16 protein-coding genes are annotated in these 15520 nt (G+C 35.8%); 9 read left to right on the top strand and 7 right to left on the bottom strand.

All coding sequences use genetic code 11. The features are described from left to right. Window positions 1-2: 2 nt before the first annotated feature. Together narJ and narI are read left to right on the top strand one after the other, a co-directional pair. Window positions 3-533, top strand: coding sequence for a nitrate reductase molybdenum cofactor assembly chaperone (narJ, locus tag CQZ94_RS19010; RefSeq protein WP_105586616.1), 531 nt, complete (start codon window positions 3-5; stop codon window positions 531-533). Window positions 534-550: 17 nt separating this feature from the next. Next, a complete protein-coding gene (gene narI / locus CQZ94_RS19005; RefSeq protein WP_105586615.1) occupies window positions 551-1240 on the top strand; it encodes a respiratory nitrate reductase subunit gamma in 690 nt (229 codons plus the stop codon). Window positions 1241-1390: 150 nt separating this feature from the next. Here the strand turns inward: narI and CQZ94_RS19000 are convergent, their stop codons facing one another. After that, complete coding sequence (locus CQZ94_RS19000; protein ID WP_105586614.1) at window positions 1391-2083, bottom strand: Crp/Fnr family transcriptional regulator; 693 nt, start codon at window positions 2081-2083, stop codon at window positions 1391-1393. Between the two features lie 395 nt (window positions 2084-2478). Between CQZ94_RS19000 and moaA the strand changes: the two genes are divergently transcribed. The 7 genes from moaA to CQZ94_RS18965 all read left to right on the top strand — a co-directional run bounded on the left by moaA (window position 2479) and on the right by CQZ94_RS18965 (window position 8427). After that, the gene (gene moaA, locus CQZ94_RS18995; RefSeq protein ID WP_105586613.1) at window positions 2479-3492 is read left to right on the top strand and encodes a GTP 3',8-cyclase MoaA; all 1014 of its coding nucleotides are present in this window, start codon (window positions 2479-2481) and stop codon (window positions 3490-3492) included. A 17-nt stretch (window positions 3493-3509) separates the two neighbouring features. Beyond that, window positions 3510-4523, top strand: coding sequence for a molybdopterin-synthase adenylyltransferase MoeB (locus tag CQZ94_RS18990; RefSeq protein WP_105586612.1), 1014 nt, complete (start codon window positions 3510-3512; stop codon window positions 4521-4523). Between the two features lie 42 nt (window positions 4524-4565). After that, window positions 4566-5855, top strand: a complete 1290-nt coding sequence (locus CQZ94_RS18985; RefSeq protein WP_105586611.1) for a molybdopterin molybdotransferase MoeA — start codon at window positions 4566-4568, stop codon at window positions 5853-5855. Between the two features lie 62 nt (window positions 5856-5917). Continuing rightward, entirely contained in the window at window positions 5918-6388 is a 471-nt protein-coding gene (locus CQZ94_RS18980; protein WP_105586610.1) for a molybdenum cofactor biosynthesis protein MoaE, read from the top strand. Then, on the top strand, window positions 6385-6618 hold the full coding sequence (gene moaD / locus CQZ94_RS18975; RefSeq protein ID WP_105586609.1) for a molybdopterin converting factor subunit 1: 234 nt from the start codon (window positions 6385-6387) through the stop codon (window positions 6616-6618). Before CQZ94_RS18980 ends, moaD begins: the two co-directional genes overlap by 4 nt. 80 nt (window positions 6619-6698) lie before the next feature. Further along, entirely contained in the window at window positions 6699-7868 is a 1170-nt protein-coding gene (gene narK, locus CQZ94_RS18970) for a nitrate transporter NarK (protein WP_105586608.1), read from the top strand. A 151-nt stretch (window positions 7869-8019) separates the two neighbouring features. Continuing rightward, window positions 8020-8427 carry an STAS/SEC14 domain-containing protein gene (locus tag CQZ94_RS18965; RefSeq protein WP_258166033.1) on the top strand — a complete coding sequence of 136 codons (408 nt, stop codon included), beginning with the start codon at window positions 8020-8022 and terminating at the stop codon, window positions 8425-8427. A 226-nt stretch (window positions 8428-8653) separates the two neighbouring features. Here CQZ94_RS18965 and CQZ94_RS18955 read toward each other — a convergent pair whose 3' ends face one another. The 6 genes from CQZ94_RS18955 to ric all read right to left on the bottom strand — a co-directional run bounded on the left by CQZ94_RS18955 (window position 8654) and on the right by ric (window position 15280). Further along, the gene (locus CQZ94_RS18955; protein WP_105586607.1) at window positions 8654-9127 is read right to left on the bottom strand and encodes a precorrin-2 dehydrogenase; all 474 of its coding nucleotides are present in this window, start codon (window positions 9125-9127) and stop codon (window positions 8654-8656) included. Then, complete coding sequence (locus CQZ94_RS18950) at window positions 9120-9830, bottom strand: sirohydrochlorin chelatase (RefSeq protein WP_105586606.1); 711 nt, start codon at window positions 9828-9830, stop codon at window positions 9120-9122. The genes CQZ94_RS18955 and CQZ94_RS18950 overlap by 8 nt, the downstream gene beginning before the upstream one ends. After that, on the bottom strand, window positions 9827-11251 hold the full coding sequence (locus CQZ94_RS18945) for a uroporphyrin-III C-methyltransferase (protein WP_105586605.1): 1425 nt from the start codon (window positions 11249-11251) through the stop codon (window positions 9827-9829). The genes CQZ94_RS18950 and CQZ94_RS18945 overlap by 4 nt, the downstream gene beginning before the upstream one ends. Before the next feature lie 59 nt (window positions 11252-11310). Continuing rightward, complete coding sequence (gene nirD, locus CQZ94_RS18940; protein ID WP_105586604.1) at window positions 11311-11628, bottom strand: nitrite reductase small subunit NirD; 318 nt, start codon at window positions 11626-11628, stop codon at window positions 11311-11313. 14 nt (window positions 11629-11642) lie between these two features. After that, a complete protein-coding gene (nirB, locus tag CQZ94_RS18935; protein ID WP_105586603.1) occupies window positions 11643-14048 on the bottom strand; it encodes an NADPH-nitrite reductase large subunit in 2406 nt (801 codons plus the stop codon). A gap of 524 nt (window positions 14049-14572) precedes the next feature. After that, window positions 14573-15280: an iron-sulfur cluster repair di-iron protein gene (ric, locus tag CQZ94_RS18930; protein ID WP_105586602.1), complete on the bottom strand. Its 708-nt coding sequence runs from the start codon at window positions 15278-15280 to the stop codon at window positions 14573-14575. Between the last annotated feature and the right edge of the window lie 240 nt (window positions 15281-15520).

The following is a 15520-nucleotide window of genomic DNA, read 5'->3' as shown; positions in this document are numbered from 1 at the left end:
TTATGAAACAAAGTTTACAAACTGCTTTTTCTTGTTCTTCTTTTCTTCTCTCCTACCCGGAACTAGGGTGGAGAGAAGCTTTAACTGAATTACAAGAAGAGATTGAAGCAATTGAACAGGAAGACGTTAAAGCATCACTTACAACATTTATAAAACGAGCGCTAGATAAAACAGACAATCAACTCATTGATTCTTACGTATATACATTCGACTTTGGAAAGAAGACAAATATGTATCTTACCTACATGAAAACAGGTGAACAAAGAGAGCGTGGAATTGAATTATTAGAGTTAAAACAGCATTATAAAAAATCTGGTTTTAACGTAACAGATAAAGAACTACCTGATTATTTACCGCTTCTACTTGAGTTTCTTGCAAACGCGAATGAAAAAGATAGCAAACCAATTATGAGTAAATACACAGAAAATATACAAGCATTGCACGGGCAATTAAAAGAAGCAAACTGTATGTACGAACCAATTCTTGCAGCTGTTCTCCTCGCTATCGATGCTTGGGGAGTACAGACGAATTAGAAAGGAGCGTTGTCAAAATGATGGATCAATTTCTATGGGTATTGTTTCCCTATATCATTTTTGCAATATTTATCGGCGGCCACATTTTCAGATACAACTATGATCAATTTGGCTGGACATCAAAATCTAGCGAACTATTAGAGAAGAAAATGCTCCGAATGGGAAGTCTATTATTCCACTTTGGGATAATGTTCGTAATTGGCGGTCATGTTATGGGGATTTTAATTCCAGAGTCCTTATACCGTTCAATAGGTATTTCTGAGCATATGTATCATATAGTAGCGATTAGTTTCGGACTTCCGGCAGGTGTTGCTTCTATCATCGGTTTAATTATATTAATGTATCGTCGTGTAACGGTAAAACGTATCATCGCGACGAGTACAACGGGAGATTATATAGCGCTTATTTTATTACTTATTGTAATGCTGGCAGGACTTTCTTCAACATTTTTAAATATCGATTCAAAAGGGTTTGATTATCGTATAACGATTGGTCCTTGGTTCCGAAGTCTCTTTATTTTCCAACCAAAGGTCGAATATATGACGGAAGTACCTGTATGGTTCAAAATTCATATTATTGCAGCGATGGGGCTGTTCGCAGTATGGCCATTTACAAGACTTGTACATGTATTTAGTGCCCCAATTAAATATTTAAGCCGCAGTTATGTAATTTACAGAAGACGTATTCCTAATGAATTAAAAAAATAATGCCGCTGTAAACGGATAGGAGCTAGCAGCTAAAACGAAACGAGGTCTAATATGGAAGGCCTCGTTTTTGTTAATATAAGGGCACAGCCGTGTACGTGAAAATTAATAAGTAGCTTAATATGAAAAAAAGAGTAGCATCTAAATAAGATGCTACTCTATGCTACAAACAGAGGCAGAACAATCTTCACAAGCAATTTCATATTTTAAAAATTGTAAATCATGGATTGTAATCTTTCCTTTATTAATAGAAATCGTACCTTTTTTTTTCAAATCATTTAACATTCGATTTACGCTTTCACGCGAAGTTGCACAGAAGTTTGCAAGTTCTTGATTTGTTAATGGTAAATCGATGAGAATCCCATTTTCTTTTAACACACCATAACTATTTGTCATTCGAATGAGAGTAGAATATAGGGCACCTTTTTTGCCGTGTAATACTAAATCTCGGAACTTCGTTTGCATTCTTCTTAAATGTTCACTAATCCATTTCATAAATTCAAATACAAGAGCAGGTTTTTGGAGTAATGCTTTTTCTAAGGCTTCACGCTTTATAACGCCTACTTCAACATCTTCAAGGCATTTTGAATTTAATAAATACTTCGCATTGTCCGTGAACAATGTTAGTTCTCCAATAATGTCATATTGCGAACAAATACGGAGTGTTAATTCTTGCCCGTCAGCACTTAGTTTACTAATTTGTACTTTTCCTGAGTGGATGATATAGAGATCTGTTGCTTCCATACCTTCTTGAAAAATAAAACTTCCTTTTTTAATCTGCATTTTATATTCAACAGATGCAAGTAATTCTTTTAAATCTTGAGATAATGTCATACTGTTTGCCACAGCGATCACCTTTCTTCTTATAAGCAATACATTTCCTATTTTGAGTGTAAGTATGATGAAAATGCAAGAGCTATTTTGAAAATAAAGAAAAATTTCAATGACCGTAGGGGAAAACAACATTAAATTTCTAAAAAGCTACTTGAAGTAAAGGATTATATGACTATAAATTTTTTATTTTAAGAAAAGAGAAAAAGAAACACAATAAGGAATTTCAATATGTAAAGAGAATGGGACTAGAGATGTGAACAAAATTCGAACGGATTTGTGAAGAATTTTTGAATGGGGAAAGTAATGTGAGAAAAGTCACATTGAATATGTAGCTTCTTTTTTATAATGAAGGCAAATAAAAAATTTGAAAGCTTACTAGTGATTTGAGTAGAAAAGAAGGGATATAGATGCACGAGAAGATGAGAGATTCTTTAGAGCGGCCACTTCAAGATTTACGTATTTCAGTTATTGACCGTTGTAATTTTAGGTGCACGTACTGTATGCCGGCGGAAGTGTTCGGACCTGATTACGCTTTTTTACAGGAAGAGTTTTTATTAACGTTCGATGAGATAGAAAGATTAGCGAGATTATTTATAAGTATGGGAGTTGAAAAAATTAGGCTTACTGGCGGTGAACCTTTATTGCGTAAAGACTTATCGAAGTTAATCGCAAGGCTTGCAAAGCTAGAAGGTTTAACGGATATTGGACTCACAACAAACGGTATTCATTTAGCAAAACAAGCAAAGGCATTAAAAGAAGCGGGATTAAAACGTGTAAATATTAGTTTAGATGCGATAGAGGATCATGTCTTCAAAAAAATTAATGGACGAAATGTAAGTACAAAACCTGTATTGAAAGGAATTGAAGCAGCAAAGGCAGCTGGATTAGAAGTAAAGGTAAATATGGTTGTAAAAAAAGGGATGAATGATAGTCAAATTCTTCTTATGGCTCGTTATTTTAAAGAACAAGAAATTCAGCTCCGTTTTATCGAGTTTATGGATGTTGGCAGTACGAACGGATGGAACTTTGAACAAGTCATTACGAAGGAACAATTAATAGAGAAAATTAATCGTGTATATCCTATTGAGCCTGTTAAGCCTCGTTACTTTGGAGAAGTAGCTAAAGTGTATCGATATGTAGGGAGCAATGCAGAAGTTGGATTTATTACTTCTGTCTCTGAGTCGTTTTGTTCTTCTTGTACGAGAGCTCGTATTTCGGCAGACGGTAAGTTTTTTACATGCTTATTCGGAGCAACTGGAACGGATTTGCGAACGCTTCTTCGAGAAAATATTTCTGATGCATCACTATTAAAAATTCTCCAACATACATGGGAGTTTAGAAAAGATCGGTATTCAGATGAAAGAACAGCTGAAAGTACAAATAAACGTCCAAAAGTAGAAATGTCTTACATTGGTGGATAACGAAAGGAGAGTTCCCTATGCAAGATCGTTATTCAAGGCAAGTATTGTTTTCTGGAATTGGTGAAATGGGACAAAGAAAAATCAGAGAAAAGCATGTGCTCCTAATCGGTGCGGGTGCACTAGGAGCTGCAAATGCGGAAGCGCTCGTTAGGATGGGAATTGGGAAATTGACAATTGCTGACCGTGACTACGTCGAATGGAGTAATTTACAGCGGCAACAGCTATATACAGAAGAAGATGCACAGCAGTGTAAACCAAAAGCAATTGCAGCGGCAGAACATTTAAGAAAGATTAATTCTGAAGTGGAAATTGTACCAGTTGTAACGGATGTTACAATGCAAGAAATGGAAGAGTTAGTAAAAGAAGTGGATCTCATTTTAGATGCGACTGATAATTTCGATACGCGCCTACTTATAAATGACATGTCACAAAAAGAAAATATACCTTGGATATATGGTGGATGTATTGGGAGTTACGGTGTAACGTATACAATTCTTCCGGGGGAAACGCCATGTTTTCGCTGCCTAATGGATCATCCTATGGGCGGTGCAACATGCGATACAGCAGGAATTATTCAGCCAGCTGTACAAATGGTAGTTGCTCACCAAGTAACTGAAGCAATGAAGATATTGGTGGATGATTTTCAGTCGTTACGAGGGACAATGTTATCATTTGATATTTGGAACAATCAATGTATCTCATTAAAAGTAAACAGGCAGAAAAAAAGTACATGTCCATCTTGTGGGAAATCACGAACGTATCCAAGTTTAACATTTGAAGCACAGACAAAAACAGAAGTGTTATGTGGGCGGAATACAGTTCAAATCCGTCCAGGGATAAAGCGAGTTCTTAATTTAGAAGAAATTCAAAAGCGCTTACAAAAAAGCGTGAGTGTCAAAGAAACTCCATATTTACTATCGTTTCTAGTAGATGAATATCGTTTTGTTTTATTTACAGACGGCAGAGCGTTTATTCATGGGACTAATGATATGAAAATGGCAAAACGGTTATACGCAAAGTATATAGGATGAACAGAAAGAAAGTTTCTCCTTATCAAAACGAGGTGAAAAAGAATGTTAGAAAAACGTATACCAATTCCAGTGGCAGAAGCAGTTGCACGTGTAATGGAATATGCCTATCTAGGTGAAACGGAAAAAGTTTCTCTTATAGAAAGCTATGGAAGAACTCTAGGAGAAGATGTTGTTGCAGATTATGATGTTCCGCATTTTGATCGATCTCCATACGACGGGTTTGCAATTAGAGCGGAAGATACAAAAGAAGCAAGTAGCAGTAACCCAATTCAGTTCGAAGTGATTGGTGAAATCGGAGCAGGTTTTGTTTTTACAGAAGAAGTGAAACCATTTCAAGCTGTACGTATTATGACAGGGGCCGCGATTCCAGCGGGGTGTAATGCTGTTGTTATGTTAGAACTAACGGAAGGGTTTGAGGAAAACGAAAAGACTTATATGAAATTAAAACGCTCTTTCGCTTCTGGTGATAACATTTCTTTTAAAGGGGAATATGTAAAACAAAATGCCATCCTTGTGAAAAAAGGAACTTTTATTAACCCTGGAGTAGCAGCGCTTCTTGCTACGTTTGGTTATAGTTCAGTAAATGTTGTTAAGCAGCCGATTATTGGGGTTGTAACAACAGGAAGTGAACTTTTAGAAGTACATGAACCACTAAAACAAGGGAAGATTCGAAACAGTAACTCTTATATGATTGCTGCTCAAATTGAAAGAGTAGGTGGAGTTGTACGGTATTATGGGCAATTCGTTGATGATTTAGAGACGTGTTATAAGACTGTAAAAAAGGCGATGAAAGAAGTCGATATTTTAATTACAACTGGTGGCGTTTCGGTAGGAGATTATGATTATTTACCTGCTATTTATGAGAGATTACAAGCTAATGTACTTTTCAATAAAATAGCGATGCGACCAGGAAGCGTGACTACTGTAGCTGAGCTAGAAGGAAAACTATTATTCGGTCTATCTGGTAATCCTTCTGCTTGTTATGTCGGATGTGAATTATATGTTAGACCAGTTATTCGAACATATTTGCATAGAAAAGATCCGCACGTATATCGTGCAGAGGCGATTTTACAGAAAGACTTTTCGAAAGCAAACCCATTTACCCGTTTTGTACGAGGAAGCGTAAAGATTGTAAATGGTCAATTGCAAGTTACACCAGTTGGCTTAGATAAATCAAGTGCAATTTCTTCACTTGCAGAAGCGAATGCATTTATCGTTTTACCAGGCGGAACAAGAGGATTTGAAGCAGGGATAACTGTTTCGGTACTGTTATTAGAATCAAACGTAGGAAGCGAGTGGCCATGGGAAGAACCGCTTCGATCGTACAAGTAATAGAAAAATAGATTGATGGCTTCTCCGCGGATTATGATTTATACAAAGATAAGAGGTGCAAGATGACACATACGTATTATGAAGTAATTGATACACCTATTTCAATTGAAGATGTTACAAGTAAAGTAATTCGGCGTGAGTGTGGTGCTGTTACTACTTTTATTGGTACTGTTAGAGAATTTACGAAAGGACGCCGTACGCTATATTTAGAGTATGTAGCTTATAAGACAATGGCGGAAAAACAGCTTGAGAAAATTGGTACCGAAGTAGAAGAGAAATGGCCAGGTACATATGTGGCAATTACACATCGCATTGGTACATTGCAAATTTCTGATCTTGCTGTTGTTGTCGCTGTTGCTACACCACATCGGAAAGCGGCCTATGAGGCGAATGAATATATTATGGAGCGTATAAAACAAATTGTTCCGATTTGGAAGAAAGAGTTTTGGGAAGATGGTGAGTCATGGATAGGTGATCAGTTAGAGAAAACAGCATATGTAAATGGTGAACCTGAAAAGGAGATGAGAACATGATTGAAGTACTATTATTTGCACATTTGCAAGAAGAAGCAAGTAAGCCGGCCTTGCAAATAGATTGTGAAAAGATGACGGTTGCTGAGCTAAAGGATGTTCTTATAAAGAAATACAACGTAGCAATTTCAAACGAGATTATGGTCGCTATAAATGAAGAATACGCAAATGAGGACGACATCATTCAAACTGGCGATGTAGTAGCAATGATTCCGCCAGTAAGTGGTGGTTGATTCTTTTCAGTCTAATCATGTGAGTACGTGATTAGACTGGAGGGAATTAATATAACTATGCATACATAGGAGGGAACAGGATGAAAAGTCCTAATTTTCAATTAAGTTTACAAACTTCTAATCTAGTTATCGGTTTTATGGTATGGGTCATTTTATCATCATTAATGCCATATATTAAAGCGGATATTCCATTAACTGCGGGAGAAATTTCTATGGTCACAGCAGTACCGGTTATTTTAGGTTCTATTCTTCGCATTCCAATTGGTTATTGGACAAATCGTTACGGAGCAAGAAAATTATTCTTTATTAGTTTTATTCTATTATTATTCCCTGTCTTTTATATTAGTGTTGCCAATTCTATGAGGGATTTAATTATTGGTGGCTTATTTGTAGGGATTGGTGGGGCTGTATTCTCTGTAGGGGTAACTTCTTTACCGAAATACTTCCCGAAAGAGAGTCACGGTTTTGTAAATGGTATTTACGGTGTTGGTAACGCCGGAACAGCAATTACTTCATTTTTAGCACCTGTCATTGCAACTTCATTTGGCTGGAGAACGACAGTACAGTGTTATTTAGTTTTACTTGCAGCATTTGCACTTATGAACTTTTTATTAGGCGATCGTAAGGAAAAAAAGGTGAATACACCATTAATGGAACAAATAAAAGGTGTATATAAAAATGAAAAACTTTGGTTTCTATGTATCTTTTACTTTTTAACATTTGGATCATTTGTTGCATTTACAGTATATTTACCAAACTTTTTAGTATCTCACTTCGGATTAGAGAAAGTAGATGCAGGTATGCGTACAGCTGGATTCATCGTATTAGCAACAATAATGCGCCCAATTGGTGGTTGGCTTGGTGATAAATTTAATCCATTTAAAATATTAATCTTTGTATTTATCGGTTTAACACTTTCAGGTATTATTTTATCATTTATGCCTAGTATGAACGTGTATACATTTGGTTGCCTACTAGTTGCATTCTGTGCAGGCATTGGAAATGGAACAATCTTTAAGCTTGTTCCAATGTACTTCTCTGAGCAAGCAGGGATTGTAAATGGAGTTGTATCAGCTTTAGGTGGACTAGGAGGGTTTTTCCCGCCATTAATTTTAACATTACTATTCCAACTGACAGGTCATTATGCGATTGGATTTATGGCGTTATCAGAAGTAGCACTTGCTTGTTTAATCATTACAGTGTGGATGTATAGCCAAGAGAAGCTGTTAGTGATGTTAAAGGATCATTAATAAGAAAAAAGGATGTCTAGTAGAGACATCCTTTTTTCTACTTGAACAAAAGAGAATGAATTGTTTTATTAATAACAAGACTCTTTTCGTAAATAATGTTGCTTTATTGCATAAGAATTTTATCCTTATTGATTTTATGTGATTTTTACGCATAATTGTAACTAAGGGAGATGATGTCAGGTTGAGTAAACAGAATATCAGCACAACAGTTTCAGGAGATATAATTGTTACCCATTTAATTGGCAAGATTAAAACAGATGATGTTTATGAATGGTTTAATGGCTTCGAGCAGGTTTGTCATCAATTCATTTCCGAGGGTCGGAAATACAAATTGTTGGTGGATAGAAAAGGATACACGCCAAATCATTTTTCTGTTCAAAAAGCATGGAAAGATAAGTTCTTCAATGAAACCATTTTGAATCACAGTAAGGCAATGGCGTTTCTCCTTGAAGAAGGGGAGATAATGAATTATTTACAACACTCCAATACAAAAGAATCTGTGAAATTTTTTGATGATTATGAACAAGCGCTAATTTGGTTGAATGAATATCCAATATAAAACCTTTATTGAACCAGTTGCTCTCAAGCAACTGTTTTTTTATGCTCGTAATGTTGAAGTTGTCATAAAATTCACTTGCTTACAAGTTTTCAACACCATTATTTTTCTTCGCAGATTCTTGTCCAATTGCCTGTGCGATTCTAAAAAACGAAACCAAAACAAAAAGAACAAACGCCTCTAAAAAACGTTTGTCCAAAGTTAATTCATATTTTAGCTAAGAGATAGATTACAATTTCTGAGTACGAGAAAGTTTTTTTATAAGTTTAGGAAGGACAGATGATAATTCTTGTTTCATACGTTTTGTAAACGATGGATCTTTACCTGAAGTTGAAATAGTGAAAACATGCTCATCATTTCGGATGACACCAGGTGTGTGAAATGATGATTCTGTACCGTCACTTACAACGTTAACCCATTGAAAATCATGAGCGGCCTGTTTGACCATCATATTTACAGTATGTTGATTTGTTGCCGCATAAATAAGATGGGCATCTTTAATATCATCATTAGTAAAAGTTTTTTGCTTCCATGTAATATAAGGAAGCTCCTTCATTTCCTCACAAATCTCTGGGCTAACAACGGTGACAAAAGCGCCTGTATCCTTTAATCCAGCTGCTTTTCGATATGCAATTTTACCTCCACCAACTATAACGACCACTTTTTTATTTAAATTAAACATAAGAGGGTACATGTTATACATACACACATTCCTCCATTCGTTCTAATAATGCTAACTTCATGTATGTATCAAATTGAAGACAATTACAAGTCGTAACGTGATTATATTTTTTTGTATGTAATTTAATTTTTTGAAGCAATAATCCGGTAAAGAGAAGGTACGGCATGACATATACACGGGAAGCATTCAATGTTATATTTTTAAGTTCAGCAGTAAAAGAGGGGGTTCCTTTTGTTAAAAAGGAACAAGATACCGGCATATCGAGTTCTCGTTCGACAGCTGCTCCAATTTGCTGTAATTCATAAATAGGCTGAGGGTCACTACTACCTCGTCCTACGAGTAGAATTTTACTACCTTGCATTGGCATAGTTTCACGTATTCTTTTCACTACAAGTTCAACCATATGTGGATGCGTACTAAAAGGTGGTGCAACTGAAAATGTTATATGTGAATATTTCTTTTGCATTTGCTCTATTTCAAAAGGAATATCACGTTTATAATGAGCAGCCGCAAATAATAAAACAGGTACAATCATTATGTCAGTCGCTCCCTCTATTACTGCTTCTGTAACTGCATCATGAATGGTAGGTGTTGTTAGTTCAAGAAAAGCTATTTTTTGAATCCTTTCGTTACGTTCTTTCATAACAGATTGAATAAAGTGAATGAATTGTTCGTTACCTTCTTGCAGTCGGCTACCGTGTCCAACATATATAATTCCTTTCATTGTCTCACCCTGTCTTTCTTCATAACAATTTCTTGTAATTGATGATCTACGTTTTGAAACCCGACTTTATTTGCATACTGTAAAGTTGGAACATCGGTATATGAGAAGGGAAGAGTAAGAGTATGCATAAAGCCAAGGCGTTTTACTTCTGATAAAAACGTATCAATTGAAGCACGTCCTTCAAATACAATGCTATCCCATGAGAATTCAGAAAGCATACGTGAATGAATTTCATCGAATCGATGATCAATTTTATACTCATGAGTCATCATATAGGAGCCTGCACCAATTTTTTCTTGAATGAAAGCAATTCGATTAATGTTCCGGCCTAAATAAACAGTTGTATCGGAAGAGAATATTGCTTGTTTACTTAATAGTCCATAGTGCATCATTTTTTCTTGAGTGGCACCGTTCATATACTGCAGTTCCGCCTGTAAGGAACGAATATCTTTATGATGTTTACTGCATGATTGCATCAAGATTTCTACACTTTCAGCTGAACAAAATACAAGGCGATTTGCTTTGAAAATTTCATGGATTTGTTCAGAAGTTAATGCGTATTCTTCTTTTTTGAAGGTTGGAATTTGATATATTTCTGCACCGGATTCTTGTAATAGTTGTTTTATTGAACTTTCTTTATTTGTTGCAGATGCAAATAATACTTTTTTACCATGCAATGGTTTACGTTCTTTCCAAGCAATTTGGTTACGCAAGGAAACGACATCACCAACAATCGTCATTGAAGGGTTAGAAATATTTTCGTTTTTGACGTTATGAACAATTGTTGATAGTGTCCCTGTGACAACGCGCTGTTTTCCAGTTGTACCCCATTCAATGACTGCTACAGGCGTATCTGTTTTCTTTCCTGATTGTAGTAAGCTTTCACAAATTGTAGGTAAGTTTTTTATACCCATGTAGTAGGCGATCGTGTCGCTATTGTGGGATGAATTGTATTTTCCATGATCGGTTAAAGGACCTTTTGAATGTCCAGTTAGTAAAGTAACGCTATTACTGTAGTCACGGTGGGTGAGGGGGATACCTGCATAGCTACTAGCGGCGATGCTAGATGTAATACCTGGTACAATTTCATATGGAATGTTCGCTGCCGCTAAAGTTTCTGCTTCTTCACCAACTCTGCCGAAAATAGATGGATCTCCGCCTTTTAAGCGGACAACGATTTTCCCTTCTTTCGCAAATTGAAGTAGGTGGGCATTAATCATTTCTTGTCGCATAGTATGATTCTTTGGCATTTTTCCGCAATAAATAAGTTCGCATGTTCCTTTCGTATAACTAAGAAAGGTAGGGTTCAATAAGCGGTCATATAAGACAATATCTGCACGCTTTAAGCAATCTATCGCTTTTTTTGTAATTAGCCCCTCATCACCTGGTCCTGCACCAACTAAATATATATATCCGTTCATATTCGCACCTCATTTAGTTTTTATTTAAAAGGAAGCCAGGGTAGGCTTCCTTTTGTAAATTACATGTATATATAAATATCCTCGTCAATTACTTCTACTTCGTACGTTTGAATACAACCGTCATCCGGCTTTTGAACTTCACCTGTTATTAATGAAATTTTCCAATCATGTAGTGGACAAAAGACGAATTCCCCAGATACAATTCCTTCTGCTAACGGTCCATTTTTATGAGGGCAACGATTTTCTACAGCTCGAATATCGCCATTTGAGAGACGAAATAGGGCGATAGACATACCTTTCATTTGCACCTCTTTACCAATTTGAATAGGAAGGTCTTCCGCACGCATAATTTTTATTTTTTCTTTCGTTTGTAACATATAGTGCACGCTCCTTATTTTACAGTTTCTACTTCATACATCGCTTTTTGTGATTTCGTTTCTAGTGCTTGTCCCCATGCTTCCGTATATGTGCTACGAGCTTTTTGGAAACGCTCATTTAACATAGTGACCATGTTTGCCTCTTGTAGTATTTCTTTTATGTGATCGAAGCCTAATCGTTCTGTCCAGTAGGCAGTGCGCTCTCCGTAAATACCAGTTTCACGATAATATTGTACGTAAGCTGTAGCGATGTGAAGTACATCATCTTCAGTAGGGACAATCATTACAAAGTCAGCTTCACGTACTTCCGTACCACCATTTCCGCCGATATAAAGTTGGAATCCATTTTCGACACAAACAACACCAAAATCTTTCGTAAGTACTTCCGCACAGTTACGTGGACAACCCGTTACACCCATCTTCATTTTATGAGGTGTATCTACCATTTCTAATGATTGTTCAAGTAGCATACCAAGTCCTAATGAATCTTTCGTACCGAAACGGCAGAAGCGGGAACCAACACATGATTTTACATTACGAAGAGATTTTGAATACGCATATCCAGAAGTCATATTTAAATCGGCCCATACGTTAGGTAAGTCTTGTTTCTTAACACCATATAAGCCGATTCGACTTGCACCTGTAATTTTCACGAGAGGGACGTCATATTTTTTCGCAACTTCAGCAATTTTCATTAAATCATCTGCGGTTGTAACGCCTCCGTACATACGTGGAATAACAGAAAATGTACCATCATGCTGGATGTTACCATTCATTCTTTCATTAACGTAACGGGATGATTTATCATCTGTATATTCTTCTGGAATCGCCATACGTAAATAGTAATTTAAAGCAGGACGACATTTCGAACAGCCGTCTTCATGTGCAAAACCGAGTACATTTCGTACTTCTTTTGGCGATTTTAAACCTTTCTCATGAATTGCCGCTACAACTTCATCACGTGATAAAGTTGTACATCCACACATACCGGCAGATTGTGCTGAGGCATCAAAAGCATCTCCAAGTGTATGAGATAAAATTTGTTCAACAAGTGGGCGACATTTACCACAAGATCCTGCGGCTTTCGTGCAGCCTTTTACTTCTTCAAAAGTAGTTAATTCTTGTTCTAAAATGGCATGAACGATTGTGCCTTTCGTAACACCATTACATCCGCACACAGTGTCATCCGCACTCATAGTAGCAACGTTAAGTTCACTTTCTTCACCAGCTTTGTGAAGAAGGGAAGCTGGTGTATATTCTTGTATATCTTCTTCTTTTTTTAACATGCTAAAGAGGCGTGTACCATCAGCAGTATCACCATATAAAACGATACCAACGACTTTATTGTCACGAATTAATACTTTTTTATAGGAACGTTTACATTCATCAAATATTGAAATTGCTTTCGTTTGATCATCTTCATAAATTTGACCAGCAGAGAATAAATCACAACCTGCAACTTTTAATTGTGTACCGACGATACTACCCACATATCCATCAGTTTGTAAATTTGTTATATGTTTTGCTAATATTGCACCTTGTTCATAAAGAGGAGCAACAAGTCCATATGCGATACCGTCATGTTCTGCACATTCACCAACTGCATAAATGGATTCATCATTTGTTTGCATATAGTCGTTGACTGCAATACCGCGATTTACAATTAAGTCAGCATCTTTTGCTATTTGAGTATTCGGACGTATTCCGACAGCCATTACGATTAAATCACAATTTAAAATTTCACCATCTTCAAATTGAATACCCTCAACATAATCTGTACCAAGAATCTTTACAGTTTTCTTTTCTATGAGAAATTTCATGCCTTGCGCTTCTAAATCTTCACGCAATAGAGAAGCGGCTTTAGCATCTAGTTGTTGCTCCATTAAGTTCGGCATTAAATGAACAACATGTACGTCCATTCCTAAGTCAATGAGGCCTCTTGCGGCTTCTAAACCAAGTAATCCACCACCAATGACAACGGCCTTTTTCTTTTCTTTAGCAGTATTAATCATAAATTGTGTATCTTCAATTGTTCGAAATCCAGTCACACCAGGAAGGATGGAACCTTCAACAGGTAATATAAAAGCACTAGATCCCGTTGCGATAATGAGTTTGTCATATGTAAGAGTACGATTTTTTTCTGTGACAATGACTTTTTCTTCTCGGTCAATACTTTGAACTCTTTCGTTTGTATATAAAGTTATTTCGTTTTCTTCGTACCAACTATATTCATTCATAATGATATTTTGCATATTTGTTTTTCCTTGCAGAACATGAGAGAGCATAATGCGATTATAGTTTGGATGTGGTTCATCTCCAAAAATAGTAATCTCATATGAATCACTATCATGTTTTAATATTTCTTCTATACAGCGTATTCCAGCCATACCATTTCCGATCATAACTAAACGTGTTTTCATATTCATTTCCCCTTTTATGTGAAAAGTTGAACAAAGTATATTATGTTTCCATTATAGAAAATTAAAAAAGAGGGAGATGTGATATTTATCACATTTTTATAATGATTCACAAATTGTTAAAATTCGGACGTATGTGAAGGGAGAAGCGAAAGGATAGACGGATGCTTAATAGTCTGTAGGGGAATGAATAAACTCCCATTGATTAGAAGTTTTATTTAATGAGAGAATATGTTTTTTAGTGGAATGAAAGAAGGGAGTAAGGAGGAATAATCAGTTTGAAATGAAGAACCCTCCATAGCAGGCTGTAGTTCTTCTTCTGAAAGGTCTTTAAAGAGGAAGATCTCTCGTAAATGTTTTTTATCATCTTTTCTTTCATAAATACAACTCCTTAATGCTACCTGATATGTACCTTCGATAAATTAAATTATATCAAGCTGTCCAGTGAAACGGTGGGGGAAAGTGTGAATGTTTTTACAAAATGAAAAGCAGGACATGAGTAAAAATGCTCATGTCCTGCGCTGTATTTAAGCTTTTGCGATAGCACGTGGAAATAAAATGTTATTTTCTAAATGAATATGTTCAAATAAGTCAGATTCAAGAGCTTCAAGGCGCTGGTAAACAAGGCGATAAGTGCCACAAGCTCCTTCTGGTGGAGTAAAGTCATTTGTCACCTTACGAAGTTCTTTAATAATATTGCCAGCGTGGTCATGCTCACTTTCTAATTCTTCTACTACTATACGTAATTTTGCATAATTTTCATCAGTCGGATTTTGTTCGAATTCTAAAATTAATGGGAACTCTTCCGTTTCTTCTTTAATTAAATGCTGTTCTAATTCAATCTTAAGTTCATGAAATAGCTTATGAATTTGAGCTAAATGAGGCTGACTTGCCCCATGAACGCGTAATACTTTCGTCACATATGGACTTAACTGTGGCAATTCTTCATTTAAATAGCGATGATGCTTATTTACAACATAATCAATCAATTCTTGATAAGAAGCATTTTTCCAATCAATTTCAGATTTGTTTAATAGTTTTGTTTTATGATAAAGCGTGTTTAATTCTGTGATTACCTCTGATGCTGATAAATTTCTTTCATTAATTGCATCAATAAGTGGTCTATTACCACCACAACAAAAGTCTATTCTATATGATTTAAAAAGATCACTAGCTTTCGGAAATTGTGTTACAATCTCACCGATAATTGAAGTTTCAGTAAATGTATGTTTCATATGAATGCCTCCATAAAGTTTAAATGTAATATCTAAATCAAGAATAGCGATAAATTCAAATCAATGTGGTGATTTAAATCACTTATTATGTGTCATTTTTGAGAATAATAAAAGGAGTTTTATTTAAGCAAGAGGAAGCGTAATTAGTCGCAATAATTTACGATAATAAAAAAAGAAGCTTAGTATAAAATGTACCCTATAGAATAGACACTTAAAAAAAGTCTATTCTATAGGGTATTT

It is taken from the genome of Bacillus sp. MYb209 (assembly GCF_002975175.1).
Lineage (GTDB): Bacteria > Bacillota > Bacilli > Bacillales > Bacillaceae_G > Bacillus_A.
Note: the sequence above shows the minus strand (reverse complement) of the source record. Positions and strands in the feature narration are given on the sequence as shown.